The organism is Sphingomonas sp. 3-13AW, assembly GCF_049311085.1.
Taxonomy (GTDB): domain Bacteria; phylum Pseudomonadota; class Alphaproteobacteria; order Sphingomonadales; family Sphingomonadaceae; genus Sphingomonas.
Genome location: NZ_JASNVZ010000036.1, coordinates 1 through 26780, shown reverse-complemented (window position 1 = coordinate 26780; position 26780 = coordinate 1). Strand labels below are relative to the sequence as shown.

General features: G+C 67.7%; 24 protein-coding genes. 18 read left to right on the top strand and 6 right to left on the bottom strand.

The window, feature by feature from the left end; all coding sequences use genetic code 11:
- The 9 genes from QP045_RS20535 to QP045_RS20495 form a co-directional block, all read left to right on the top strand.
- Nucleotides 1–438 (top strand): hypothetical protein (locus QP045_RS20535; protein WP_422516872.1); only part of this gene is annotated, 438 nt, incomplete at its 5' end.
- Nucleotides 435–971: a chemotaxis protein CheW gene (locus QP045_RS20530; RefSeq protein ID WP_422516871.1), complete on the top strand. Its 537-nt coding sequence runs from the start codon at nt 435–437 to the stop codon at nt 969–971. The genes QP045_RS20535 and QP045_RS20530, both read left to right, overlap by 4 nt.
- Nucleotides 972–976: 5 nt before the next feature.
- Nucleotides 977–2632, top strand: coding sequence for a methyl-accepting chemotaxis protein (locus QP045_RS20525; protein WP_422516870.1), 1656 nt, complete (start codon nt 977–979; stop codon nt 2630–2632).
- A 10-nt stretch (nt 2633–2642) separates the two neighbouring features.
- On the top strand, nt 2643–4664 hold the full coding sequence (locus tag QP045_RS20520) for a hybrid sensor histidine kinase/response regulator (RefSeq protein ID WP_422516869.1): 2022 nt from the start codon (nt 2643–2645) through the stop codon (nt 4662–4664).
- Nucleotides 4665–4667: 3 nt separating this feature from the next.
- A complete protein-coding gene (locus tag QP045_RS20515; protein ID WP_422516868.1) occupies nt 4668–5714 on the top strand; it encodes a chemotaxis protein CheB in 1047 nt (348 codons plus the stop codon).
- Nucleotides 5711–7375, top strand: a complete 1665-nt coding sequence (locus QP045_RS20510; RefSeq protein WP_422516867.1) for an ATP-binding protein — start codon at nt 5711–5713, stop codon at nt 7373–7375. The genes QP045_RS20515 and QP045_RS20510 overlap by 4 nt, the downstream gene beginning before the upstream one ends.
- Nucleotides 7372–9186, top strand: coding sequence for a response regulator (locus tag QP045_RS20505; RefSeq protein ID WP_422516866.1), 1815 nt, complete (start codon nt 7372–7374; stop codon nt 9184–9186). The genes QP045_RS20510 and QP045_RS20505 overlap by 4 nt, the downstream gene beginning before the upstream one ends.
- Nucleotides 9187–9321: 135 nt before the next feature.
- A complete protein-coding gene (locus QP045_RS20500) occupies nt 9322–10017 on the top strand; it encodes a murein L,D-transpeptidase catalytic domain family protein (protein ID WP_422516865.1) in 696 nt (231 codons plus the stop codon).
- An 85-nt stretch (nt 10018–10102) separates the two neighbouring features.
- Nucleotides 10103–12154, top strand: a complete 2052-nt coding sequence (locus QP045_RS20495; RefSeq protein ID WP_422516864.1) for an NAD(+) synthase — start codon at nt 10103–10105, stop codon at nt 12152–12154.
- 63 nt (nt 12155–12217) lie between these two features.
- Here QP045_RS20495 and QP045_RS20490 read toward each other — a convergent pair whose 3' ends face one another.
- Nucleotides 12218–13078 carry an oxygenase MpaB family protein gene (locus QP045_RS20490; RefSeq protein ID WP_422516863.1) on the bottom strand — a complete coding sequence of 287 codons (861 nt, stop codon included), beginning with the start codon at nt 13076–13078 and terminating at the stop codon, nt 12218–12220.
- 109 nt (nt 13079–13187) lie between these two features.
- Here QP045_RS20490 and QP045_RS20485 point away from each other — a divergent pair, with 109 nt between their 5' ends.
- From QP045_RS20485 to QP045_RS20470, 4 genes are all read left to right on the top strand, one after another.
- Nucleotides 13188–14300 (top strand): S-(hydroxymethyl)glutathione dehydrogenase/class III alcohol dehydrogenase, encoded by a 1113-nt coding sequence (locus QP045_RS20485; protein ID WP_422516862.1) that lies wholly within the window; start codon nt 13188–13190, stop codon nt 14298–14300.
- Entirely contained in the window at nt 14300–14683 is a 384-nt protein-coding gene (locus QP045_RS20480) for a VOC family protein (protein ID WP_422516861.1), read from the top strand. The genes QP045_RS20485 and QP045_RS20480 overlap by 1 nt, the downstream gene beginning before the upstream one ends.
- Nucleotides 14684–14697: 14 nt before the next feature.
- A complete protein-coding gene (gene fghA, locus QP045_RS20475) occupies nt 14698–15537 on the top strand; it encodes an S-formylglutathione hydrolase (protein WP_422516860.1) in 840 nt (279 codons plus the stop codon).
- Between the two features lie 170 nt (nt 15538–15707).
- The gene (locus tag QP045_RS20470) at nt 15708–17669 is read left to right on the top strand and encodes a CocE/NonD family hydrolase (protein WP_422516859.1); all 1962 of its coding nucleotides are present in this window, start codon (nt 15708–15710) and stop codon (nt 17667–17669) included.
- A gap of 58 nt (nt 17670–17727) precedes the next feature.
- Here the strand turns inward: QP045_RS20470 and ahpF are convergent, their stop codons facing one another.
- The 5 genes from ahpF to QP045_RS20445 form a co-directional block, all read right to left on the bottom strand.
- Complete coding sequence (gene ahpF / locus QP045_RS20465) at nt 17728–19305, bottom strand: alkyl hydroperoxide reductase subunit F (protein ID WP_422516858.1); 1578 nt, start codon at nt 19303–19305, stop codon at nt 17728–17730.
- 87 nt (nt 19306–19392) lie between these two features.
- Nucleotides 19393–19956, bottom strand: a complete 564-nt coding sequence (gene ahpC / locus QP045_RS20460) for an alkyl hydroperoxide reductase subunit C (protein ID WP_422516857.1) — start codon at nt 19954–19956, stop codon at nt 19393–19395.
- A gap of 140 nt (nt 19957–20096) precedes the next feature.
- A complete protein-coding gene (locus QP045_RS20455; protein ID WP_422516856.1) occupies nt 20097–20894 on the bottom strand; it encodes a Crp/Fnr family transcriptional regulator in 798 nt (265 codons plus the stop codon).
- 138 nt (nt 20895–21032) lie between these two features.
- On the bottom strand, nt 21033–21959 hold the full coding sequence (locus QP045_RS20450; RefSeq protein WP_422516855.1) for a DUF4336 domain-containing protein: 927 nt from the start codon (nt 21957–21959) through the stop codon (nt 21033–21035).
- Between the two features lie 68 nt (nt 21960–22027).
- Nucleotides 22028–22738, bottom strand: a complete 711-nt coding sequence (locus QP045_RS20445) for a FadR/GntR family transcriptional regulator (RefSeq protein ID WP_422516854.1) — start codon at nt 22736–22738, stop codon at nt 22028–22030.
- A 215-nt stretch (nt 22739–22953) separates the two neighbouring features.
- Here QP045_RS20445 and QP045_RS20440 point away from each other — a divergent pair, with 215 nt between their 5' ends.
- From QP045_RS20440 to QP045_RS20420, 5 genes are all read left to right on the top strand, one after another.
- Nucleotides 22954–24078: an aldose epimerase family protein gene (locus QP045_RS20440; protein ID WP_422516853.1), complete on the top strand. Its 1125-nt coding sequence runs from the start codon at nt 22954–22956 to the stop codon at nt 24076–24078.
- Nucleotides 24079–24097: 19 nt separating this feature from the next.
- Nucleotides 24098–25231 carry a cellulase family glycosylhydrolase gene (locus tag QP045_RS20435; RefSeq protein WP_422516852.1) on the top strand — a complete coding sequence of 378 codons (1134 nt, stop codon included), beginning with the start codon at nt 24098–24100 and terminating at the stop codon, nt 25229–25231.
- Nucleotides 25232–25386: 155 nt separating this feature from the next.
- Nucleotides 25387–26115 carry a hypothetical protein gene (locus tag QP045_RS20430; protein ID WP_422516851.1) on the top strand — a complete coding sequence of 243 codons (729 nt, stop codon included), beginning with the start codon at nt 25387–25389 and terminating at the stop codon, nt 26113–26115.
- Between the two features lie 60 nt (nt 26116–26175).
- Complete coding sequence (gene crcB / locus QP045_RS20425) at nt 26176–26553, top strand: fluoride efflux transporter CrcB (RefSeq protein ID WP_422516850.1); 378 nt, start codon at nt 26176–26178, stop codon at nt 26551–26553.
- The coding region (locus tag QP045_RS20420; RefSeq protein ID WP_422516849.1) for a S4 domain-containing protein at nt 26550–26780 on the top strand (231 nt) is incomplete at its 3' end. The genes crcB and QP045_RS20420, both read left to right, overlap by 4 nt.

Sequence of the window (26780 nt, the reverse complement as noted above, 5' to 3'; positions counted from 1 at the left end):
CCACCACCGCTCCCTGAGCCCACCCCCGCGCCCCGGCCGCTGTCTGCGGATGTCACAGGTGAGGTTCGCACCGCACTGTCACTCGGCGACCCCGGTGCAGCATTGCAGCTTGCCGAGCAGGAGGCGCTCGCCACCCCGCAGGATCCGGTCGTTCATTACCTCGCGGCCTTGGGCGCGCTCGCGCTTGGTGACGGCGCGCGTGCAGAGCGGGGATTTCGCAGCGCGCTATATCTCGATAACGGGTTCGCGATGGCGCACTATCTTCTTGGCCGACACTTGCTGGCGCAGGGCCGCGATGCCGAGGGCGCGCGCGCGCTTCGCAATGCCGCGCGCGCCATCGCCGCGATGCCTGAGGACGCCGAACTGCGCGAAGGTGACGGCATGACCGCGGGCGCTCTCATCGCCGCGGTGCGCGTGACCTTGGGGGCAGCCGCATGAAGATGCCGGGCGACGTCCGGGTCGCGGCTCCCTTTCTGGATGCCGAAGCCGTGGCGGCCGTGCTGGCCGAGCGGCAGCGCGCGGTGGCCCCCGTCGAGGCTGCGGACCGTCGGGCGCGCGTCCGCGTACTCACCTGGACGCTGGGCGACGAAGCCTATGCGACGCCGCTCGCCGATCTCTACGAAGTCGCCGTGATCCCGCGCGTGACGGCCGTGCCGGGCGCTCCCCCCGCGCTCGTCGGGCTGATTTCCTGGCGCGGTGCCGTCCTCAACCTGTTCGATCCGGCAACCGGATTGCGCATTGCCCCGCCCGAGGAGCCCGGCCGCGCCATGCTGGTGCTGCGCCACGCCGCCCCGCGCATCGCGCTTCAGGTATCGGCCATTACCGCGGTTGCGGCGGTGGTCGATCCCGGTTCCGCCGGTACCGAAAGCCTCACCCGTTTTGTTGAAGCGGACGACGACCAGCGCCTGGCCGTCGTCGACACCGCGCTGCTGATCCAGCGGTTGCTCGCCCGTCCCCTGCAGGAAGGATAATAGCCTTGTCGGTTTCCACTCGGATCATCGCCGGGTTCGGCATCATCACGGCCATATTGGTCGCGCTGGGCCTCTACTCGCTCCAGCAGGTGGGCGTCGTCCGCTCGAACGTCGACCGGATCGTCCAGCGCGACTATGCCGCGATCCTGGAGGTCGATGCAGTGGCCCGCTCGGAGGCCCGCATGCGCGAGGCGCGGCTGATGGCCGTCATGCACGCGCTCCGCAATGGTCGCGCCACCACCGCCGACACTGCCGACTGGCAGGTGCGCAGCAACGAGACCGCGGCAGCGCTCGCCCGGCTTTCGGCCACGGCCGAGCAGAACCGTGAGACGGCCGTGAATCAGGGCCGGGTCGAACAATGGCGCCAGCTTTCGGAGGGTGCGGCTGCCGTGCAGGCGTCCTTTGACCGCCTGCGCCCCGCAAGCGCGCGCCAGCTCGAACTGCTGGAGAGCGGCAACGTCGAAGCGGCAATCCTGGCGGGCGAAGAGATCGACCGCAATCATACGGCTTTGGCGCAGAGCCTGGGGCAGGTCCGCACCATCGTCAGCAACACGATCGAGTCTGGACGCCGTGCCACCCAGGACGTCTATGATCGCACGCGGACCTCGATCCTGCTCGGCCTGCTCGTCGCGATCGGGATCAGCTTCCTGGTCGCTTACACCATCCGCCGCTCGATCACCGTGCCTCTCAATGACTTCATGGGCTTTGCCAGCCGCATCGGCGAAGGCGATTTGTCTGGCGAGACCCGGATTATCGGCGCTGACGAGCTCGGCCAGCTGGGGGCCACCCTCAACACCATGGTCGTCGGCCTGCGCGAAATCGCACGCCAGAGCCGCGCCGCCACTGAGGACCTGAACGCCGCCGCGACCGAGATCCGCGCCTCCACTCAGGAGCAGGCCGCGTCGGTCGAGGAACAGCTTGCCGCCGTGCAGGAAACCGCAGCCACGGTGGACGAGATCACCCACTCCGGTGCCCAGATCACGCTGCGCGCCCAGGAAGTGATCGCCGCTGCCCAGGCGACGGCCCAGACCAGCGACACCGGCCGCACCGCCGTTCACGACACCGCCCGCGCGATGGACGCGATCCGGGAGCAGGCAGAGGCAGTCGCCGGCAACATCGTCGCGCTGTCGGAAAAGACGCAGACCATCGGCGACATCATCGCCACCGTGAACGACGTGTCCGAACGCTCGCACCTGTTGGCGCTCAACGCGTCCATCGAGGCGGCGGCGGCCGGCGAACAGGGTCGCAGCTTCGCGATCGTGGCAGCCGAGATGAAGACGCTCGCCGACCAGGCAAAGGCCGCCACCCGCAATGTCCGCTCGATCCTGGGCGACATCCAGCGCGGCATCAACGCGTCGGTGATGCTGACGGAAGAGGCGGTGAAGCGCGTCGCGTCGGGCAAGGAGCGCACCGACGCCAGCCAGTCTGCGATCAACGAGCTCGCGAGCCGGGTGCAGGAGAATGTCCACACCTTCCAGCAGATCGTCGCTTCCACCAATCAGCAGCAGATCGGCATCGAACAGGTGACGATCGCCCTGCAGAACATCCGCCAGGCAAGCCAGCAGACCGCGGCGAGCACCCGTCAGCTCGACCAGGCCGCCGGGGACCTCACCCAGCTGTCGCGAACGCTGGTGGGCCTGACCGAGCGCTATCGCGTCTGAGGCAGGGTCGGTGGACGAACTTCGCGCAGAACTTCTCGCCGCCTTTGCGGCGGAGCTGGCCGAACACATGGCCGGCATCCGCGAGGCGCTGGCGGATGCCGGCGCCGGCCGGCCGGTCGACCTGCGCGAATTCAGCCGCCGCACCCATAGCCTGAAGGGGGCCGCTCGCGCCGTCGACCTGCCGGAGACAGAAGCGGCCGCCCACGCCGCCGAAACGATCCTGCTCGCGACGGAACGCGGCGAGCGCTCGCTGGATGCCGCCACGATCGCCGAACTGCGGACGCTCGCGGACGCGATCGAGGACGGCGCGCGCGCCGACACCCGGCCGAGCGAAGCGATCGACGTGAAAGCGTCCGGCTCCGCTTCGGGTGCGGCAACCGGCCGCGTCCATGTCGCCGGCCATCACGTCGAGCGGCTCGCACGATCGGTGCACGATCTCGCGAACCACGTGTCGGAGCAGGATCGCATCACCGAAATGGTGGATGCGCTCGCAGCCGAACTCGCCGACATACCAGCGACGCAGGACGGGGAGCTTGCCCGCCGCGTCGCCCGTCTTGTCGGCACGACCGAGCGCCTGCGCCGCGAAGTGGCCCGCCAGCGCTGGGCACTCGACCGGGCCGCCGCCGAGATCGAGCGCGATGCCGAGCGCATCCTGCTGCTCCCCGTCGCGACCCTGTTCGAGGGTCATGAACGGATGGTACGCGACCTTGCCGGCAGCCAGGGCAAGTTCGCGGAACTCACTCTGGAGCCAATCGAGGCAGAGGCCGACCGCCGAGTCCTCCAGGCCCTGCGCGAGCCGTTGCTGCACTTGCTGCGCAACGCCGTCAGCCACGGCATCGAACAACCGGCGGTGCGCGCCCGCGCCGGCAAGCCGGAGGGCGGGACCATCTCGGTAATCCCCTCGACCGACCGCGGCCGCCTCAACATCGTGATCCGCGACGATGGCGCAGGGCTTGATCCCAAGGCGATCGAGACCCGCGCGCGGGAGGCCGGACTGATCGCCCGCAACGCCCCCACCCCGTCGCGGCGCGCGCTCTATGCGATGCTGTTCGAACAGGGCTTTTCCACCACCCGCACCGTGGACGAGGTTTCCGGGCGCGGCATCGGCCTGTCGGTTGTGGCAGAGACGGTGCGCCGGCTGCACGGCCGGGTTCGCATCCTCCCCGGCCGTCCGAACGGTACCGAAATCCGGATCTCCGTGCCGCTCGCCCTCGCCCGCCAGGCATTGCTGCTGGTCGAGGCTGGCGGTGCCCGCCACGCGCTTCCCGCGGCCAGTGTCGACCGGGTGCTGCGCCTCACCCCCGACGCGTTCGACCGTACCGAGGGCGGCGCGGTGCTGATGCTCGACGGGGAAGCCATTCCCGTGGCCGAGCTGTCCGACCTGCTGGGCCTCCCAACCGCGGAGGGAACCGAGGATGCGCGCCCGGCGCTCGTCATCGAAGGCGCCGACCAGCGCCGCGTGTTGCTGGTCGATGCGCTCAACGACGTGCGCTCGCTGGTGGTGGGAGACCCGACCGCGGTCGCCGCCGATGTGCCGCTCGTCTGGGGCACGGTCCTGCTGGAGGACGGCGTGGCGCTGGTGCTAGAGCCGGAAGCGCTCCTCGCCGCCGACGCCTCGGGCCCGCGCCGCCGCCCCCGTATCGCGGCGACAACCCGCCCCGTGCAACGCACCGTGCTGGTCGTCGATGACTCGATCACCACCCGCACCCTGGAAAAGAGCATTTTGGAGGCGCAGGGCTATCGCGTGCTGGTGGCAGTCGATGGCCTTGCGGGCCTGGAGCGACTGCGCGCGGGCATCGACGCCATCGACCTCGTCGTGGCCGATGTTGAAATGCCGCGGATGGACGGGTTCGGATTGCTCACGGCAATACGGAACGATCCTGCCCTGCAAACGCTTCCGGTCGTTATGATGACATCGCGCAACAGCCCCGACGACATCGAGCGTGGTCTCCAACTTGGCGCAAACGCCTATGTGACCAAGCAGGAGTTCGATCAGGGAACGCTGATCTCGGTCGTTCAGCAGTTGATCTGAGCCATGGCAACGCGTCCGATCCGCGTGATGATCGTCGAGGATTCGCTCGTCGTTCGTACCCTGCTTACGCACATCATCGCGGGAGATCCGCGGCTTGAGGTGGTGGCTGCCGTCGCCAGTGCCGAGGAGGCGCTGGCGCAACTGGCAGCGGTCCGTCCCGACGTGATCTCCATGGATATCCGCCTGCCCGGCATGGACGGGCTGGAGGCGACGCGCCAGATCATGGCCGACCAGCCAACGCCGATCGTGGTGATCTCGGCCAGTTTCGACCGTAACCAGGTCAACCCGACCATGGACGCGCTGCGCGCCGGTGCGCTGGCGGCGGTGGAAAAGCCCGTGGGCGTGACCGATCCCGACTATCGCACCATCGCAGCGGAGATCCGAACCCAGCTGGTGATCATGAGCCAGGTGGCCGTGGTCCGCCGGCGCATGCGCACGCCCGCTACCGGCACGCGCACTGCCGGCAGGCCGCGCGTAGCGCCGCGGCTGCTGCTATGCGCGGCCTCGACCGGCGGGCCGCAGGCGCTCGCCCGATTGTTCGGCAGTCTTCCGGGCGACCTGCCGCTGCCAGTGCTACTGGTGCAGCACATGGGCGGCGCGTTCATGGAGGGTTTCGCGAGCTGGCTCGACAGCGTCGTCCCGCAACGCGTGCGGCTCGCACAGGCCGGCGAGCTTCCGCAGGCCGGGACCATCTATGTGGCCCCTGGGGATCGCCACCTGACCCTGCTGCCGTCGGGCAAGCTCGGGCTATCCGATGCGGAGCCGGTCGGAGGCCAGCGCCCGGCGGCTACGGTCCTGTTCGGCAGCGCCGCCGCCGCGCTGGACGGCGCCGCGCTGGCGGTGGTGTTGACCGGCATGGGCGATGACGGCGCGGTGGGCGTGCGCCAGCTTGTCGCAGCCGGCGGTGCGGCCATCGCGGAGCATGAAAGCACCGCCGTGGTGAACGGCATGCCGGCAGCCGCGGTACGGGAAGGTGCCCTGGCCCTGCCGCTCGACCTCATCGGCCCGCAACTGCGCCGCATCATGGCGCGCGAGGCACCCGCCAAGTGAGCGAAGGCACGGCGCCCCATCTGCTGCTGGTCGAGGATTCCGACACCCAGGCCCTGGTGTTCCGGCGCACGCTGGAAAGCTTCGGCTTCACGGTCGACCGGACCCGCACCGCAGAGGATGCGCTGGTTACCCTGAACGAGGCGCTGCCGGACCTTCTGGTGGTCGACTATCGCCTTCCCGGGATGAATGGCGACGAACTCGTCCGCATCTTGCGCCAGACGGGTCACACCCGGACGCTGCCGATCATCATGCTCACCAGCGACGAGGCGACCGAGGTCGAGCGTCAGGGGCTGGACAGCGGCGCCAACGCCTATGTGCCAAAGGCGAGCGGCCCGCAGCTACTCGTGTCGCGCATGCGCTCGCTCCTGCGCCAGCGGCGCGCGGTCCCGGGGCACAGTGCTTCCGGCGGCTTTCGCCAGGCACGGCTGCTGGTGGCGGCTGCCGACCCGGAATACCGCGACTGGCTGCGCGGACTGCTGGCCGGCGACGGCCATACCGTCAGCGTCGCCGAGGACGAGCAAGCGATGCTCAAGGCCGTAGCGAACGAGGAATTCGACGGCGTTCTCGTCAGCCAGCCGCCTGAGGAGGACGCACCGTTCGCATGGGTGCGCGCACTCGACGCCGAGCGGCAGGCGATCGGTGCCGGCTTCGAGATCGCGGCGCTGGTCGAAGTCGCCGACCCGGCGGAAACGCTCGCCGGCCTCGCCGCCGGTGCCGACGACGTGCTGCCGAGCCGCGACGAGCGCGACATGCTGCTGGTTCGCGTCCGCTCGATCCTGCGCCGCAAGCTCGCCCGCGACGATGAAGCGGCCGGTGCCGCGCGCGAGCGGGAGCGCGAACTCGCACTCGCCCACGCCCGCGCCCAGGCCGAGGCGAGCGAGGCGCTTGCCGCCGCCAACCGCGACCTGGAAGCCGCAAACGCGCAGCTTCGCGAGACCCAGGCGCAACTCGTGCAGTCCGCCAAGATGGCGTCGCTCGGCGAACTGGTTGCCGGCATCGCGCACGAGATCAACAACCCCCTCGCCTTCATCCTCGCCCACCAGTCCACCGTGGAGCGTTCGGTGCGGGAGGCGATGACCGCCGAGGGGGAGGCGCGCAGCAAGTCGCTCGGGAAAGCGGCGGACCGCCTGGGTTCGATCCGCACCGGGCTTGTTCGGATCCAGGACCTGGTCGTGAAGCTGCGACGCTTCTCGCGACTGGACGACGGCGAATGGTCGCTGGTCGACATTCCCGAGGCGATCGATTCGGTGTTGACGCTGCTTCAGCCCAAGACGCCGTCCACGGTAAAGGTCGAGCGGCGCTATGGCCCGGTGCGGACGCTCGAAAGTTCGCCTGCGCTGGTCAACCAGGTGGTGATGAACATCATCTCCAACGCGGTCGACGCGGTGGACCCCGACACGGGCCGCATCGTGATCGAGACGCGGACGAGCGGCGACCGCTTCATCATCGCGGTCGCAGATAACGGACCCGGCATCCCGCAGGATGTGCGCGAGCGGGTCTTCGAACCCTTCTTCACGACCAAGGACGTGGGCTCCGGCACCGGCCTCGGCCTCGCGATCGCCTATGGCGTCGTTCGGTCGCACGGTGGCGAGATCACGATCGAAACCGGCGAAGAAGGTGGCGCGTGCTTCCTCTTGTCAGTACCCATGCGGCGACAATGACTGATCTGAATCACTCTGAACTGCCCAAAGTGCTGCTCGTCGATGACGAGCAGGAGATCCTTGTCGCGCTGGAGGACCTGCTGGAGGACCGCTACCAGCTGCTCTCCGCGACCTCTCCCGTGGAAGCCCTCGACATCGTCAAGGCGAATCCGGATCTGGCGGTGATCGTCTCCGACCAGCGCATGCCCGAGATGCCGGGGAACCTGTTCCTGGCCCGTGCGCGCCCCTACAGCGACGCCGATACGATCCTGCTCACCGGCTATGCCGATCTCTCGGCCGTGATCTCCGCGATCAATGAGGGCGCGATCAGTGGCTATGCGGCCAAGCCCTGGGAGCCGGAGGCGCTGCGCGCCATGGTCGCCGCCGCTGCAGAGCGCCACCAGCTGCGCGCCGCACTCCGGTTCGAACAGTCCGCGTTCGTCGGGCTGATGGAAGCCTCGGCCGACCAGATCTCGGTGCTCGACCGCCACCACCGGCTGATCCGGGGCAACCACGATCGCATCGACAATGTGACCGAGGGCGAGGCGCGCGCCAAGGACGAGGCTGCGCTCGCCAGCGGCAGCTATTCCGAGGAGGACCTGCAAAGCGGCGGCGAGGAGCATGACGAGCGCTGGACCCGCGTCCGCCGCATCCCGTTCGGCGCCGACGGCAACGAACGTCACCTGCTCAAGATCGAGTCTGACGAAACCGACCGCCGACGGGCGGCACGCCGGCTCCACCAGGCGGAAAAGCTGCAGGCGCTGGGTACGCTGGCGGGTGGCATCGCGCATGATTTCAACAATCTGCTCGCGGCCATTCTCGGCAACCTCGAACTTGCAGAGCGCGCGCTGGACAAGCCGGATCGGCTCGCCCGCTTCCTCTCCAACGCGCGATCTGCGGCCGGTCGCGGTTCGGCGATCACCCGCCGCCTGCTGAGCTTCAGCCGCCAGCGTGATCTCGCTGCCGAGACCTTCCTGCCGGACACCGCAATCCGCGATCTCGAGGAACTGGTCGCGCGCACCATGGCGGGCCGGGTGACGCTTTCGCTCGACCTCGACGCAGACGGCGCCATCCATGCCGATCCTGGGCAGTTCGAGCTGGCACTGGTCAACCTGTGCATCAACGCCCGCGATGCGATGGCCAACGGCGGAGAGATCGTCCTCTCCAGCGCCCGCGTCCCCGCGCCGCCCGAGATGCGCCACACCGGCGATTGCATCCGCATCGCCGTTCGCGACAGTGGCGCGGGCATCCCCGAGCATCTGCGCGATCGCGTGTTCGAGCCCTTCTTCACCACCAAGGCGCAGGGCGAGGGCACCGGCCTTGGACTGCCGATGGTCCGCGCGATGGTCGAGGCCGCGGGTGGCCTGGTCACCATCGACAGCTCCGTCGGCGAAGGGACGACGGTCGCCCTGTGGTTCCCCCGCCTGGATCCCGTGGAGGCAGGCGCGGAGGGAGTCGCGAGCGAGACCGAGACGCGCTCGCTGCGCGTCTTGGCCGTCGAAGACGATGCGGAAGTCCGCGCCGTCCTGGTGGCGCACCTGACCGCTGCGGGGCACGAAGTCCTGGAGGCGGATGGTCCCCACGCTGCCCTGCAGCGCTTGCAAAGCGACGCGGGGATCGACCTGCTCGTCACCGACTATGCGATGCCCGAGATTTCCGGCCTCGACCTGTTCCGCCTTGCGAGCGAGCGGCGCCCGGGATTGCCGGCGATCCTAGTGACGGGTTTTGCCGATGTGGAGGACGGCAGCGTCCCCCTCCCCGTCCTGACCAAGCCCTTTACCGGCGACCAGTTGAAGGCCGCGATCGCCCGCGTTCTGGCCCCGACAGGCTGAGCGGCCGGCCATCCCACGGCCCCCGGGGTCAGCGGCCGGGTAGGTTGAACCAGGAAAAAGACATCCTAGATAAGATACTTAAGGGCACACGCTGGCGCAGAGTCGCGGCCCTTCATCATCTTGTCTGGAGGCTGAATGCAGTTTGAGGATTCCGTTCGTTCACGCCGCGCGATCCTTGGCTCGCTCGCCGTTCTGACCAGTTTCGCGGTAACCCGCAGTACGCTCGGCGGGGGCGACCGTGCCGCGCAGCAGCCGATTCCCGCGCCGGTTCGCGAGCGCATCTTCGCCGCACCAAAGGCGGCGAGCGCACGCGTACCGCACGGCGTCCAGCCGGACCTGTTCGACCGCGCAATCGCAGCGCTCGACCAGCACGGCGACAGCATCCGCCGTCGCGACCGCATTGCGATCGCCGATTTCGACGCCCCTTCCAGCGAACGCCGCTTCCAGTTCATCGACCTGGAGCGTGGCGAGGTCACCGCGCTGCTGGTGTCGCACGGCAGCGGCTCGGACCCCTCGCATTCGGGCAAGCTCCAGCGCTTTTCGAACCAGCCGAACTCGAACGCGACCTGCGACGGCGCCTTTGTCACGTCCGACTATTATGTCGGTAAGCACGGCCGCTCGCAGCGGGTGATCGGCCTCGATCCGACGAACAACAATGCCCGCGATCGCGCCATCGTGATCCACGGCGCCTGGTACGCCAATCCGGACATGCTCCGCACCCACGGTATGCTCGGTCGCAGCCAGGGTTGCTTCGCGGTCGGCGAGCAAGACCTGCCGCAAGTGTTCGCGATGCTCGGCGAAGGCCGGTTGATCTACGCCGGCAAGGCGTAACTGCCGCTGCCGCGCAGATCGCGCGGCTGGAAGCGCACCGCGCGCGCTTGCGTAGCTTCTCGGCGTCTCGCGCGTTAGGCTGCGCATGATGACGCAACACCGCTTCTATTCGATCCACCGGCACGGCCTGATCCGTGTCGGGGCCTGCACCCCGCTTGCCACCGTCGGCGATCCCGCCGCCAATGCCGAGGCGACCATCGCCCTCGCGCAACAGGGGCATCAGGAAGCCGCCGACTTGCTGGTCTTCCCCGAACTCAACCTGTCGTCCTACGCGATCGACGACCTGCACCTGCAGGACGCGCTGTGTGACGCGACCGAGGCGGCGCTGGCCCGGGTGGTAGAAGCGAGCACCGACCTTCGCCCGGTCCTGCTGGTGGGCGCGGCACTCCGGCGCAATGGCCGGCTCTACAATTGCGCGGTCGCGGTCGCGCGCGGTCGCATTCTGGGCGTCGTGCCCAAGAGCTTCCTGCCCAACTACCGGGAATATTATGAGAAGCGCTGGTTCGCCGAAGGGGCCGGCCTAACGGGGCTGGAGATCGAGGTTGCCGGCCAGCGTGTGCCGTTCGGCACCGACCTGATCTTTGCGGCTGAGGACCTGCCCGAGTTCATCTTCCACGCGGAAATCTGCGAGGACTATTGGGCGCCGACCCCGCCCTCGACGATGGGCGCCCTCGCCGGTGCCCTGATCCTCTGCAACCTCTCCGCCTCCAACATCGTCGTCGGCAAGGCGCGCGACCGTGAGATGCTGTGCGCCGCCCAGTCCGCGCGCGCCGTGGCGGCCTATGTCTATTCGGCGGCCGGCCCGGGGGAGAGCACCACCGACCTCTCCTGGGACGGCCAAGGCCTCGTCTATGAACTGGGCGAGCAACTCGCCGCCTCCCACCGGTTCGCCAGTGCGGACGCGACCATCTACGTCGATGTCGATGCCGCGCGCATCCGGCTGGAGCGAATGCGCATGGGCACCTTCAACGACGCTGCCGCCGCCTCGGGCCACCCGGAGACCCGCTTCCGCCGCATCGGCTTCGCCCATCAGCCCGACTTCGCCGACGTCGGCCTGAGGCGCCAGGTGCGCCGCTTCCCCTTCGTGCCGAGCAACGCCGTCTCGCTGGACGAGGACTGCTACGAAGCCTTCAACATCCAGGTGGAGGCGCTGCGCAAGCGGATCGTGTCGACGGGGGCCAAGCGGCTCGTCATCGGCGTGTCCGGCGGCCTCGATTCCACCCATGCCCTGATCGTCGCGGCCAAGGCGTTCGACCGGCTGGAGCGGCCGCGCACCGACATTCTCGGCTTTACCATGCCGGGCTTCGCTACCAGCGACGGGACCAAGGCCAATGCCTGGACCCTGATGAACGCGCTCGGCATCACCGGCGCGGAAATCGACATCCGCCCCGCCGCGCGCCAGATGCTGAGCGACATGGACCACCCGTTCGGCCGCGGCGAGCCGGTCTATGACATCGCGTTCGAGAATGTGCAGGCGGGGCTTCGCACCGACTATCTGTTCCGCCTCGCCAACCAGCGCGAGGGGTTCGTGCTCGGCACCGGCGACCTGTCGGAGCTGGCGCTCGGCTGGTGCACCTATGGCGTCGGCGACCAGATGAGCCACTATGCCGTGAACGCCGGCGTGCCGAAGACGCTGATCCAGTATCTCATCCGCTGGGCGATCCAGACCGACCAGTTCGATGCTGCGACCGACGCGGTGCTCGACGCGATCCTGGCGACCGAGATCTCGCCCGAACTCGTGCCCGCGGGCGACGACGGGCAGCTGCAGAGCACCGAGAGCAAGATCGGCCCCTACGAGCTCCACGATTTCTTCCTGCACCACATTGCGCGGCAGGGGCTGTCGCCTTCGAAGGTCGCGTTCCTTGCGTGGCACGCGTGGAAAGATGCCGAGGCCGGCACCTGGCCGATCGACTTCCCCAAGGCCAAGCGCAACGCCTATGACCTGGAGACGATCGCCCGCTGGCTCGAATCCTTCCTGTGGCGCTTCTTCCAGACCAGCCAGTTCAAGCGCTCGGCGATTCCCAACGGTCCCAAGGTGTCGGGCGGGGGCGCGCTCAGCCCGCGCGGCGACTGGCGCGCACCCTCCGACGGGGTGGCGAAGCCGTGGGTCGAGGAGCTGCGGGCAGCCCTGCCCTGATCCAGGGCCAGCCATGCGTGTCCCGGCTTCCAGACCGGGGCACGCTGTCGAGGCGGCTTCCGATTATCCGCGCCGTGCCTGCCCCTCCGCGTTACGGCCGTTGAGCGCCCAACGCAGCATCATCCCGACGCCTCGCGCACCTGCTCGCACCAGCGGCCCCTCCGCCGGTCGTTCGCGCAGTTCGAGCATCGTCCGCGCCCATGGCGGCAGCAGGTCGATCGCCGCCCGCAGCGTCAGTTCGCCGAACGGCCGCACCGCCAGGTTCGGCGCCGGCTGGGACAACAGCGCCTGCAACACCGTGCGGGTGCGTTCGTCGAAGCGCAGCTGCGGCCGGACATCGCGTAAATAGGCCTCGACCTCTCGCCGGCTGGTGGGCACATCGGTTGCGCCAAGCCGCCTCGCGACCTCCGCATATTCGGCGAAATAACGGTCCTGCTCGACCGCCGGCATCGCCGGGTTGCGGTAACGCAGGTACCCAGAGAGGAACATGCGCACCTCGGCGACATGGACCCAGGTCAGCAACGCCGGGTCGTTCGCATCATAGGGCGTCCCGTCCGGCAGCGTGCCGTGCACATAATCGTGGATCGTCCGCACCCGCTCGATCAGCCGCTCGGCCTCGGCAGTCGCCCCATAGGTGGTGCCGGCGATGAACTGCGCCGTGCGCTTGAGGCGCCCGAGCATGTCGCGCTGGAAGTTGGAATGATCCCACACCCCGGCGAGCGCCAGCGGGTGCAGCATCTGCAGCATCAGTGCTGCCGACCCACCGATCATCATGGAGGTGAAGTCGCCGTGCACCCGCCAGCACACCGACTTCGGCCCGTACAGCCCGTCGTCGCCGGGAGGCCGGCTGAGGTCGATCCCGCCATCCCCCGCGCCGGTCAGCGCCCACACCTGCTTTGCTATCGTCTCGCGCACGGTTTCCATATCGCTCCCAACGCGCCAGCCCCGGCGGTGTGCCGTGCAGCCTTTGCGCGCGCCGGCCGTTTCGCTATCGCGGGCCCATCCTGGCCAATTCCAACACCGTGAGAGCCCCATGAAGACACGCGCCGCCGTCGCTTTCGAAGCGAAAAAGCCGCTGGAGATCGTCGAACTCGACCTCGAAGGCCCGAAGCCGGGCGAGGTGCTGATTGAGATCATGGCGACCGGCATCTGCCACACCGACGCCTACACGCTCGACGGGTTCGATTCCGAGGGCATCTTCCCGAGCGTGCTCGGCCACGAAGGCGCCGGCATCGTGCGGGAAGTGGGCGCGGGCGTCACCAGCGTGAAGCCCGGCGACCATGTCATCCCGCTCTACACCCCGGAATGCCGCCAGTGTAAGTCGTGCCTCTCGGGCAAGACCAACCTGTGCACCGCGATCCGCGCGACCCAGGGCAAGGGCCTGATGCCGGACGGCACCACCCGCTTTTCCTACAAGGGCCAGCCGATCTTCCACTATATGGGCTGTTCGACCTTCTCGAACTTCACCGTGCTGCCGGAAATCGCCGTCGCCAAGATCCGTGAGGACGCGCCGTTCCAGACCAGCTGCTACATCGGCTGCGGCGTGACGACCGGCGTCGGCGCGGTCGTGAACACTGCCAAGGTGCAGGTCGGCGACAACATCGTGGTCTTCGGCCTGGGCGGCATCGGCCTCAACGTGCTGCAGGGCGCGAAGCTGGCGGGTGCGAACAAGATCATCGGCGTCGACATCAACCCGGACCGTGAGGAATGGGGCCGCCGCTTCGGCATGACCGACTTCATCGACGGTCGCGGCAAGAGCCGCGAGGAAGTGATCGCCGAGATCCTGGCGCTCACCGACGGCGGTGCGGACTATACCTTCGACTGCACCGGCAACACCGAGGTGATGCGCACCGCGCTGGAGGCATGCCACCGCGGCTGGGGCACCTCGATCATCATCGGCGTGGCGGAAGCCGGCAAGGAAATCAGCACCCGTCCGTTTCAGCTCGTGACCGGCCGCAACTGGCGCGGCACTGCGTTCGGCGGCGCCAAGGGCCGCACCGACGTGCCCAAGATCGTCGACTGGTACATGGACGGCAAGATCGCCATCGACCCGATGATCACCCACGTCCTCACCCTGGAGGAGATCAACAAGGGCTTCGACCTGATGCATGCCGGTGAGAGCATCCGCAGCGTCGTGGTCTATTGATGTTCAGCCACGTCATGGTCGGCGCCGATGATATCGCGGCGTCCAAGACGTTCTACGACGCTGCGCTCGGCGCGCTCGGCATCCCGCCGGGCGTCGTCGATGCGTGGGGCCGCGTCGTCTATGCGCACGCCGGCGGCCGCTTCCTGGTGACCCGGCCGATCAACGGCGAGCCCGCCACGGCTGCGAACGGCGGCACGATCGGCTTTGCCGCCGCATCCCCGGAAGCGGCCGACGCGTGGCACGCAGCCGGTCTGGCGAATGGCGGCACCGCCATCGAAGACCCGCCGGGCATCCGCCAGGCCACCGAGGGGCGCACGCTCTACCTCGCCTATTTGCGCGATCCTGCGGGCAACAAGCTCTGCGCGTCGCACCGCGTCGCGTGATCGAAAGACGATCCATGACTCTCGAAACCGTCTCCACCAACCTGTCGCATGGCGGCACCCAGGGCGTGTATCGCCACGCCTCTTCCGCCACGGGCACGCCGATGACCTTTTCGGTGTTCGTGCCCGCGCACGACCCGGGCGAGCAGCTGCCGGTGCTGTGGTATCTGTCCGGCCTCACCTGCACCCACGCCAATGTCACGGAAAAGGGCGAGTTCCGCGCCGCCTGTGCCGAGCATCGCGTGATCTTCGTCGCGCCCGACACTTCCCCCCGTGGCGAAGGCGTGCCGGATGCGGAGGGTTATGATTTCGGCCAGGGCGCCGGCTTCTACCTCGACGCCACGCAAGCGCCCTGGTCGACGCACTTCCACATGCGCTCCTACATCGAGGACGAGCTGCCGGCGCTCATCGCCGCCGAGTTCCCGGTGGCGGACATGGCGCGGCAGTCGATCACCGGTCATTCGATGGGCGGCCACGGTGCGCTTACCATCGGCCTGCGCAATCCGGAGCGGTTCCGCAGCGTCTCCGCCTTCGCACCGATCGCCTCGGCGATGCGCTGCGCCTGGGGCGAAAAGGCGCTGACGGGCTATCTCGGCACCAATCTGGCGGCCTGGCGCACCCATGACGCCTGCGCGCTGATTGCCGACGGCGCCCGCCTGCCCGAGCTGCTGGTCGATCAGGGGGACGCCGACAATTTCCTCGACCAGCTCCAGCCCGAGTTGCTGCGCGATGCCTGTGACGCCGCCGGCATCCCGCTCACGCTGCGGATGCAGTCGGGGTACGACCACAGCTATTATTTCATCTCCACCTTCATGCCCGATCATGTCGCATGGCACGCGGAGCGCCTGCGCCGCTGATCCCAGACGAGCGGAAGCAGAACTGCAGAGGAGCGGAAGAAGAACGGCCCGGAATTGCTGTTCGCACAGTATTCCGGGCCGGGCCTCCGCAAACGACTTTACACATGTAACAACATGGTAACAGATAGGGCCGGCGCCCTGCTCCTCGGGCGCATCACCCAAGGATGCCAATGCGCCTGCGCACCGCCCTGCTCGCTGCCCCGATGCTGTTCGCCGCCCTTACCGCGCAGGTGGCCCCGCCCGCGGCCCGGATAAACGCCCCGGCACAGGCAAGTGCCGGAGATATCCCCGCCAACTTCACCATGCCCAAGGTCGGCTATGACTATGACCGGCGGGAGATCATGGTGCCGATGCGCGATGGCGTGAAGCTGCACACCGTCATCATCGTGCCGAAGGGCGCGACCAATGCGCCGATCCTGTTGACCCGCACGCCCTACAACGCCTCCGGCCGCGCCTCGCGTACCGACAGCCCGAACATGCTGTCCGCGTTGCCGCAGGGCGACGAGGTGTTCGTGAAGGACGGCTATATCCGCGTGTTCCAGGACATCCGCGGCAAGTTCGGGTCGGAGGGCGATTATGTCGTCACGCGCCCGGTGATCGGCCCCCTCAACCGCACCGACGTCGATCATGTCACCGACGGCTATGACACGATCGACTGGCTGGTGAACAAGGCGAACCTGCCGGAATCGAACGGTCGCGTCGGCATGCTCGGCTCCTCGTACGAGGGCTTCACCGTGGTGATGGCGCTGCTCGGGCCGCACCCGGCGCTGAAGGTCGCCGCCCCGCAGAGCCCCATGATCGACGGCTGGATGGGCGATGACTGGTTCCACTATGGCGCCTTCCGGCAGGCCAATATCGGCTGGATCGGCTCGCAGAGCGGTTACAAGGGGCGCGGCCAGCAGCCGCCCTCGACCGGCCTCGACGATTATGAGACGTTCCGCCGCATCGGCTCGGCCGGCGCCTGGGCCAAACAATCGGGCTTCGACCAGCTGCCCTTCTGGAAGCGCATGTCCGAACATCCGGCCTATGACGCCGAGTGGCAGGGCCAGGCGCTCGACAAGATGGTGGCGGCCAACCCCTCCAACGTACCGACGCTCTGGATCCAGGGCCTGTGGGATCAGGAGGACATGTACGGCGCGATCATGAGCTGGGAAGCGCTCAAGGCCGTGGGCAAGGCGGGCAACAACCACCTCGTCATGGGCCCGTGGCGCCACAGCCAGGTCAATTATGACGGCTCGTCGCTTGGCCCGCTCAAGTGGGACGGCGACACCGCGCTCCAGTTTCGCCGCGACGTGCTGCTGCCCTTCTTCAACCGCTACCTGCGCGACAATGCGCCTGCCTATGAAGCGCCGCCGGTGCTGATCTACAACACCGGCGACAACCGCTGGGACCGGCTGGCCACCTGGCCGCTGGCCTGTGAAAAGGACTGCGCGCGTCCGCTGACGCCGCTCTACCTGCAGGGCAACTACAGCCTGTCGTTCGGGAAGCCCGCGGGCGGTGCCGACAGCTATGTTTCCGATCCGGAGAAGCCGGTGCCGTATCTCGCGCGGCCGGTGACCTTCTCCGATTCCGCGCGGTGGAAGGAATGGCTGGTGAGCGACCAGCGTTCGGTCGACGGCCGGCCCGACGTGCTGACCTATCAGACCGAGGTGCTGACCACCCCCACCCGCGTTTCCGGCGCACCGATCGCGGACCTGTTCGCCCGCACCACCGGCACCGACGGCGACTTCGTTGTCAAGCTGATCGACGTCTACCCGGACGAGGTCGCGTCGGATCCGAACATGGGCGGCTATCAGCTGCCGATCGCGCTCGACATCTTCCGCGGCCGCTATCGCGACAGCTTTGAAAAGCCGACGCCGATCCCGGCCAACAAGGTCCAGCGCTATCGCTTCCGCCTGCCGACCGTGAACCATGTGTTCCAGCCGGGTCACCGCATCATGGTGCAGATCCAGTCGACGCTGTTCCCGCTCTACGACCGCAACCCGCAGAAATATGTGCCCAACATCTTCTTCGCCAAACCCGCCGACTTCCAGAAGGCGACCGTGACGATCGAGCACAACGCCGGCGCGCCGACCGCCGTCTGGCTGCCGGTCGTGGCGAACGCACAGCCGCAGGTCCAGGCGACCCGCTGACACGAAAAGGCGGCGCAACCCCGGGGTCGCGCCGCCTCTTCGTCCCGGGCTTTACCGCTTAGGCGGCTTCGGCCAGTTCGGCTGGGCTCAGGCGGATGAGATAGTCGAACGCGGACAGCGCCGCCTTCGACCCTTCACCCATCGCGATCACGATCTGCTTGTACGGCACCGTGGTCGCGTCACCGGCAGCGAAGATGCCGGGCTGCGAGGTTTCGCCGCGATGATCGATCTCGATCTCGCCGCGCGGGGTCAGGCCGACCGCACCCTTCAGCCACTCCGTGTTCGGCACCAGGCCGATCTGAACGAAGATGCCTTCCAGCGCGATCTCGTGGCTCGTGCCGTGGTTGCGGTCCTTGTAGGTCAGGCCGACGACCTTCTCGCCGTCGCCCTTCACCTCGGTGGTGAGGGCCGAGGTGATGATCTTGACGTTCGGCAGGCTCGCGAGCTTGCGCTGCAGCACCGCGTCGGCACGCAGGTCGGAGTCATACTCGATCAGCGTCACATGCGCGACGATCCCGGCGAGGTCGATCGCTGCCTCGACGCCCGAGTTGCCGCCGCCGATCACCGCCACGCGCTTGCCCTTGAACAGCGGGCCGTCGCAGTGCGGGCAATAGGCCACGCCCTTGTTCTTGTACGTGTCCTCGCCGGGCACGTTCATCTGGCGCCAGCGGGCACCGGTCGACAGGATCACGGTGCGCGCTTTCAGCGAGGCGCCATTCTCCAGCTGCACCTGGTGCAGGCCGCCGGCCTGTGCCGCCGGGACCAGCTTGGTCGCACGCTGCAGGTTCATGACGTCGACGTCATATTCCTTCACATGCTGCTCCAGATGCGCGGCGAGCTTCGGACCCTCGGTGTGCGGGACCGAGATGAAGTTCTCGATCGCCATGGTGTCGAGCACCTGACCACCAAAGCGCTCGGCCAGGACGCCCGTGCGGATGCCCTTGCGCGCCGCATAGATGGCGGCTGCAGCACCGGCAGGGCCACCGCCGACGACCAGCACGTCGAACGCGTCCTTGCCCTTGATCTTCTCGGCTGCGCGCGCAGAGGCGCCGCTGTCGATCTTGGCGACGATCTGCTCCAGCTCCATGCGGCCCTGGCCGAACACTTCGCCGTTCAGGTAGACGGTCGGCACCGCCATCACCTTGCGGGCCTCGACCTCGTCCTTGAACAGCGATCCGTCGATGGAGACGTTGCTGATGCGCGGGTTGAGCACGCTCATCAGGTTCAGCGCCTGCACCACGTCCGGGCAATTCTGGCACGACAGCGAGAAATAGGTTTCAAAGGCGAAGTCGCCGTCCAGGTTCTTGATCTGCTCGATCAGGTCCTGCGAGGCCTTGGACGGATGGCCGCCGACCTGCAGCAGTGCCAGCACCAGCGAGGTGAACTCGTGGCCCATCGGGATGCCGGCGAAGCGGACGCCGATATCGGTACCGGTGCGGCGGATCTGGAAGCTGGGCTTGCGCGCATCGTCACCGTCGACAACGGCGATCTTGTCGGAAAGTGCGGCGATTTCGTTCAGCAGCTCACCCAGCTCGCGCGACTTGGCGTCGGTGCCGAGCGAAGCGACGAGCTCGATCGGCTCGCGAATGTTGACCAGATAGGCCTTGAGCTGCTGCGTCAGATTGGCGTCGAGCATGGGAAACTCCGGAAACTTGATACAAAAACGGCCCAGGGCGAAAGGATTCACCCCGGGCCGCCTCGTTACCCAAGGGGGCTGGGTTACTTAGATCTTGCCGACCAGGTCGAGCGAGGGAGCGAGCGTGGTTTCACCCTCTTCCCACTTCGCCGGGCAGACTTCGCCCGGGTGCGCTGCGACATACTGTGCCGCCTTGATCTTGCGCAGAAGCTCGACGGCATTGCGGCCGACGCCTTCCGAGGTGATCTCGACGAACTGGATCACGCCTTCCGGATCGACCACGAAGGTCGCGCGGTCGGCGAGGCCCGAACCGTCGCGCATCACGCCGAAGTTGTTGGTGATCGTGCCGGCGGCATCGCCCAGCATGGTGAACTGGATCTTGCCGATCGCCGGCGAGGTGTCGTGCCATGCCTTGTGGCTGAAGTGCGTGTCGGTCGAGACGCTGTAGATTTCCACGCCCAGCTTCTCGAACTCAGCATAGTTGTCGGCCAGGTCCTCGAGCTCCGTCGGGCAGACGAAGGTGAAGTCAGCCGGGTAGAAAAAGAACACTGCCCACTTGCCCGCCACATCGCGGTCACTCACCTCCAGGAACTTGCCCTGGCGATAGGCCTGCGTCGTAAACGGCTTCAGCGAGCTACCAATAATTCCCATTCCCAATCTCCATGCTGCGGATGCGAATGAGATAGGGAGGATGGGTGCGTTAGGGAAGTGACGAAATCCTATGGAATTGATCGATTCTAACGATCACAGCTGAGCGACGGCATCGCAATCGGCCGACCCGGAGCGCCTCCTCAGAGGCTGTGATCCTCACGGGGGCCGGTCGCCCCAGCCACCGCATCCCCTCGCCAGGTGCCGGGCCGGTCCCGATGCAGATAGTCCGCCGAATAGAGCGACGCCTTCTGCAGCGCGGCAAAGTTGGGGATATGCAACACCTTGCCCGACAGGCTGATGAGGCCCGAGGCGCGCAGCTGCTGCAAAGTGCGGTTCACATGCACCGCCGTGAGGCCCGTCGCCTCAGCCAGGTCGGTCTGCGTCAACGGCAGGTCGTAGCGCTCCTTCCCGCCCAGCCCTACCGCGCGCAGCCGCAGCGCCAGTTCGCAAAGGAGGCTGCCGAGCCGCTCCAGCGCGTTCCGCTGCCCAAGGTTGGCCGTCCACTCGCGCTGCACCGACAGGCTCACCAGCGTCTGCCACCACAGCACCTCTGAAAGGCGCGGATGGTCCGCCGCCAGCCGCTGGAACGCGTCGAACGACACCTCCAGGTAGCGCACTTCCGTCACAGCCGCGATGGAATGATCCATCCGGTTCACGACCAGCTTGTTCAGGTCCGTGATGTCCCCGGGCAGCAGGAAGCCGACGATCTGCCGGCGTCCATCCTCCAGTGTCTTGAACTGGCAAGCCCAGCCCGACGCGATGAGGAACGCCGCGCGCGGGCGGGCACCCTCGGCGATCAGGTCGCGCCGCGCCTTCGCCAGACGCAGCGGCCCGGCCAGGGTTCTGCGGATCGCCGCATCTTCCTCGGACGTCAGACGCACATAGTTGCCGAAGCGCCGGACCAGCAGGTCCGCTGCGCCTTGATGCCCGTCGTACAACAACACTCCCCTCCAACAAGGGGATCGGCTTACCGGCAGGTCGCGAGCAAGGAATTCATCTATGTTACTTCGGGAACGAACACAGATTTCCGGAAGCATAGTCGAACCCGGCCGCCCCGGACCGCCGCACCTGCCGCGCTACTTCCGCGGCCGGCCGAGCAGCCAGGCAAAGGCATGACGCAGATGGTCGCCTCCCCGCTCGGTGAAGATCGCCCCGTGGGCGACGATCACCCGCTCCGGATCCAGCGCGATAAGGCCGCGGATCTTGTCGGCGGCTTCCTCACGGCTCCAGCGGATCAGGACGCGCAGATACCGGGCGGTGGTGCCGTTGGTCGCGCCCGCCGCGCCCATGACCAGGCGGGTGAGCGGGGGCAGCTTGTCCCGCTGGAGATTCTCCACCAGGTCGACCAGCAGCAGCGTGCGCGACGGCTTGTGGAAGAAATAGGCTTCCTGGAAGCCCGCCGCCCCCGAGATGATGCCCTGCTCCATCTCGCCCGACCATTCGGCCGGGGGCGTATCGCCCAGATCGCGGTCGAGCCGCACGCCTGACGCGCGGACCTGCTCGCGGTCGCGCAGCCCCGGCACGGCCCATGTGACGGCATCGGGATAGGCGTCCTGCCACGGTTTCAGGAAGGTCCAATGGGCGATGTTCGGCGCCACCAGGTGTCGGATTTTCCCGAGCACCTCCAGCGTCTTTGCAAGGGCGGGGGTATAGTGGGTGGGCGAATGGAGCAGCAGGTCGCCGTTCGCAAGCCGCACCACCGTCATCCGCACCGGCAGGGTGAGGCCCATCGCCGCGATCGGCGCACCATCGACGACCCAGACCCCCTCGGCCACGGACTTGGGGGTGTCGAGCGGGGTATAGGCGACCTCGTGCTCGTGCATCGGCGCCTTCGCGTAACGGCGATAGAGTAGGCCCGCCGCCGCGGCGCCCATCGCCACGCCAGCCGCGACCTTCCAGCCTGCCGCCTGGCGCGCCGCCGGTCCCTCGCCCCGCGGGCGCGGCGTGCGGTTATCGTTGGCGATCGTGCTGTCGGCGTACATCTGCGCTCTCCCGGACTTCATTGCCGGTTCAGCGCGGTCTCCCCGCGAAGGTTCCACCCGATCGGCCGGCTTGCGCCACGCCGACGGTCTCAGGCGGGTGCGTTGCGCTCGTCCACGCGCTCGATCAGCACCAGCACATCGTCGATCAGCCGGTGCATCGCCAGCCGCGCACCCTCGGCATCCCCCGCGACGATCGCTTCATAGACGGCGGCATGGTCCTCGATGCTGGCCGAGCGCCCGGCAATCCGGTTGGTGAACCGGATCGAGGTGCGCAACGCCGTCGCCACCACGTCGCGGAACTGGATGTAGAAGGGATTTTCCGATGCTCGCAGGACCGCGACGTGAAACGCGATGTCGGCGTCCAGCGTCTCGTCGCGCCCCAGTTCGGCGGCGCGCATCCGGTCGAGCCCCGCGCGGATCGCTGCATGCTGATCCGGTCCCGCACGCCGGGCCGCAAGTGCCGCGGCGGCGGGCTCGACGGAGACGCGCAACTCGTTGAAGTGGCGCAGCAGGTCGATCGACAGCTTGCGCTCCAGCAGCCAGCGCAGCACGTCGGTGTCGAACAGGTTCCAGGACTCCTGCGGCAGCACGAACGTGCCCTGCTTGGGGCGCGCGCCGAGCAGGCCCTTGGCCGCCAGCATCTTCACGGCCTCGCGCGTGACGGAGCGGCTGACCCCATGTTCCTTGACGATGTCCGCCTCGTTCGGGAACGGCCGGTCCTTGTAGAACCCAACAACAATTGCCCGCCCCAGCACTTCCTGGAGACCATAGGTAAGGTTGCGCCCCAACTCCTGCTGCACGTTCGGTACCGCCCTCCCGGTTTTACAAGCTTGTACCAGCCTGATTTCTTCCTGCGTACGCCTCCCCGACCAGACGTCGCAACTTAATTATCGTATAATTACCTTGCAGTGCTTCCTGCAGGCGTTACACTTGTGGGGATGCCATTCGGAGAAGGTGGCCGCAAGATGAGGAGAGAGCGATGCGTCGGGCAGGGATGGTGCTTGCGGCGGTGGCCATGGCAAGCTTGACGGGCGGCGCGGCCCAGGCTGGCGAAGCCAAGCGCTCCACCTTCGGCCGGACCAGCGATGGCAAGCCGGTCCCGGCGGTCACGCTCACCAACAGCCACGGTGTCTCGGCGACGGTGATCGCCTGGGGTGCGACCCTGCAATCGCTCCGCATGCCCGACCGGGACGGCCGGGTGGAGGATGTGATCCTCGGCTATCCCGACATGACCGGTTACCTCAGGCAGCCAGAATACTTCGGCGCCACTGTAGGCCGCGTCGCCAATCGCATCGCCCGCGGCCGCTTCACGCTCGATGGCAAGGTCTACCAGACGCCGGTCAATGACGGGCCCAACGCACTCCACGGCGGCACCCGCGGCTTCGACAAGATCGTGTGGGACGTGGTCTCGGTGAAGTCTGGCGCAACCCCGTCCGTGACGCTGCGCACCGTCAGCCGCGACGGCGACCAGGGCTACCCCGGCACCCTCACGGTCGACGCGACCTACTCGCTCGACGACAACAACGCCCTCACCATCGACTATCGCGCCACCACCGACCGGCCGACCGTCGTCAACCTCTCGAACCATGCCTATTGGAACCTCTCGGGCGAGGGTTCGAGCGCCGGCGCGATGAACCACATCCTCGAAATCCCGGCAGAGCGCTACACCCCGGTCGACGAGACGCTGATCCCCACCGGCGAACTGCGCCCGGTCGCCGGCACGGTCTTCGACTTCCGCACGCCGCATCAGGTGGGTGAACGGGTGCGCGACGCCCGCGACATCCAGATGGTCTATGGCCGCGGCTATGACCACAATTGGGTGATCGGCGATCGCGTCACAACCGACCAGCATCTGATGGCGCGCGTCCACGATCCGCTTTCGGGCCGCGGGTTCGAACTCTGGTCCAACCAGCCCGGCCTGCAATTCTATTCCGGCAACTTCATCAACGGCACCGTGACGGGAAAGGCGAAGCGCATCTACCGCGGTGGTGACGCCATCGTTCTGGAGCCGCAGCTGTTCCCGGACACGGTCAACCAGCCTGGATTCGGTTCGGCACGGCTCGACCCGGGCCAGACCTATCGCAACACGATGACCTACCGCCTGGCCACTGGCCAGACCATCCAGCCGCAGCAGCGCTGAGCCCAGGGGACCCAGCATCATGAACCGTTTTCTGCTGCTCGCCGGCGCCGCCCTCGTCACCTTCGCGGGCGCCCTGCCCGCCGATGCGCGCGATCTCTGGACGCCCGCGCAGGCAAAGACCTGGTACGGCAAGCAGCCGTGGATGGTCGGCGCCAACTACAACAACCGCGGCGCCATCAACCAGTTCGAGATGTGGCAGCCCGAGACGTTCAATCCGCAGCAGATCGACCAGGAACTCGGCTGGGCCGAGGACATGGGCATGAACGTCATGCGCGTATACCTGCACAACATGCTGTGGGAGAATGACGCCGCCGGGCTGAAGCAGCGGATGGACCAGTTCCTGCAGATCGCGGACAAGCACCACATCCGCATCCTGTTCGTGCTGTTCGACAGCTGCTGGGATCCTAATCCCGTAGCAGGGCCGCAGCGTCCGCCGATCCCGGGCGTCCACAATTCCGGCTGGATGCAGTCGCCGGGCGCCGCGCGCCTTGCCGATGCCAGCCAGTATGACAAGCTCGAGGGCTATGTGAAGGACGTCGTCGGCACCTTCGCCAACGACAAGCGCGTGCTCGGCTGGGACGTCTGGAACGAACCCAACAACGGCGGCGGCGGCAACTATCCCGCGACCCCGAACAAGACGGCGCTGGTCGCCGGCCTGCTCGGCCAGGTGTTCGACTGGGCGCGCAGCGTCGATCCCGTCCAGCCGCTTACCAGCGGCGTCTGGATCGGCGAGCATTGGGACAAGGCGGAAACGCTCGACGCCGTCGAGCGCATCCAGCTCAGCCAGTCGGACATCAACAGTTTCCACGACTATAACTGGCCCGAACAGTTCGAGACGCGGGCCAAGCAAGTGCTGAGCTATGGCCGCCCCGTCTTCTGCACCGAATATATGGCGCGCGGGAACGGATCGACCTTCGACGGCTCGCTGCCGCTGGGCAAGCAGTACAAGATCGCGATGTTCAACTGGGGCTTTGTCGACGGCAAGAGCCAGACCCGCATGCCGTGGGACAGCTGGAAGAAGCCCTATACCTATGAGGAGCCGACGATCTGGTTCCACGATGTGCTGCGCGCGGACGGAACACCCTATCGCAAGGCGGAAACAGACCTGATCAAGCGCCTGACGGCCGAGGCGAACGGCCCCCGCCGCCGCTGATCGACTTCGACCGGAGCACGCGGCTGACGGATCGCTGAGGATCCGCCGACGTGCTCCGGATCGGGACGGGCGGTGCCGGGCCGCGAACGAAGATGGTTTACACCCGCTTCATCTTCGCAGACCTTCGGCCTGTTCCTGCCTTGTGGGAGAAACCGATGCGCCGGATGCCGTGCCTCGCTGCCGCCCTCTCGCTCCTGGCGGTCGCCGCCTGTGACAAGGGCCCGCCGGACTCCGGAAACATGGCCGCGCGTGACGCCGGAACCGTGCCGGAAAATGCCGCCGACACCCTCGGCAACCGCATCAAGGTCGATCCTGCAAAGCTGGCGGCCAACCAGCGGGGCGGCCCCGCGGCTCACCGCGCCGCCGCCTCACCGGCGGGAACAGCGCCGAAGCCAGCGTCGGCAACTCCACCCGCTGCGCCCGGGGAGCGGCTGGCGGCCGCGCCCCCCGCAAGACGGGCGGGCGCCTGCCCCCAATGCGACGCCGCCCGCCGGGCGGTGTCGCTGGGCGGCGTGGCCCAGGGCGGCGGCATGGTCCCCGTCGATTGTACGCGCAACCTCACCTATAATGCCAATTGGGCAAAGCGGCTGCCGCCCGACATTCCGCTCCACCCCGCCGCGAAGGTTACCGAAGCCGCCGGAAGCCAGGGCGGCGGGTGCCAGTTCCGCGTCGTCAGCTTTACCGTCGACGCGCCGCTCCCGCAGATGGTCGACTGGTATCACACCCGCGCCACCCGGGCCGGCTATGCAAGTGGCCACCAGCTGGACGGCAGGGAGCATGTGCTCGCGGGAAGCCGGGGCCGCGATGGCGGCATCTATGTCCTGTTCCTCAGTCCCGAGGGATCGCGCACCAACATCGACATGGTCCTCAACAAGGGGATTTGAGGCGGACGCGGCACCACCCGCCTGTTCAGCCGGGCCCCGATGCGCTAGGCGCAGCCGATCATGGGCAATCTTCTTCTCGTCATGCTCGGCGGCGCCGTCGGCGCCGGGCTGCGTCACCTGTTCGGGCGCGCTGCGACCACGCTACTCGGCTCCGGCTGGCCCTGGGGGACGCTGGGCGTCAACCTGATCGGCGGCTTTGCCATGGGCCTTCTCGTCGCGTTCCTCGCACGCGAAGCAATGGGCGGCGAGCCCGCCCGCCTGCTGCTCGGCGTCGGCGTGCTCGGCGGCTTCACCACTTTTTCGGCCTTTTCGCTCGATGCGGCGCTGATGATCGAGCGGGGCGAGCTCGCCTCGGCGCTGGCGTACGTCGCCGCCTCGGTCGCCGGCGCGATCCTCGCGCTGTTTGCGGGCCTCTCCATCGGAAGGATCGCGGCATGAGCGACACACCCAACGCCGTTCGTCAGTTCACCGTGGGCGCCGACGACGACGGCGTCCGCCTGGATCGCTGGTTCAAGCGCCACCTGCCGGACGTCAGCTTCAACACCGTGTCGCGCTGGGCGCGGACCGGCCAGCTGCGCATCGACGGCGCCCGCGCCACGCCGGGCGACCGCGTTGCCGAGGGCCAGCAGATCCGCGTCCCCCCGCCCGAGCCCGAAAAGCCCGCC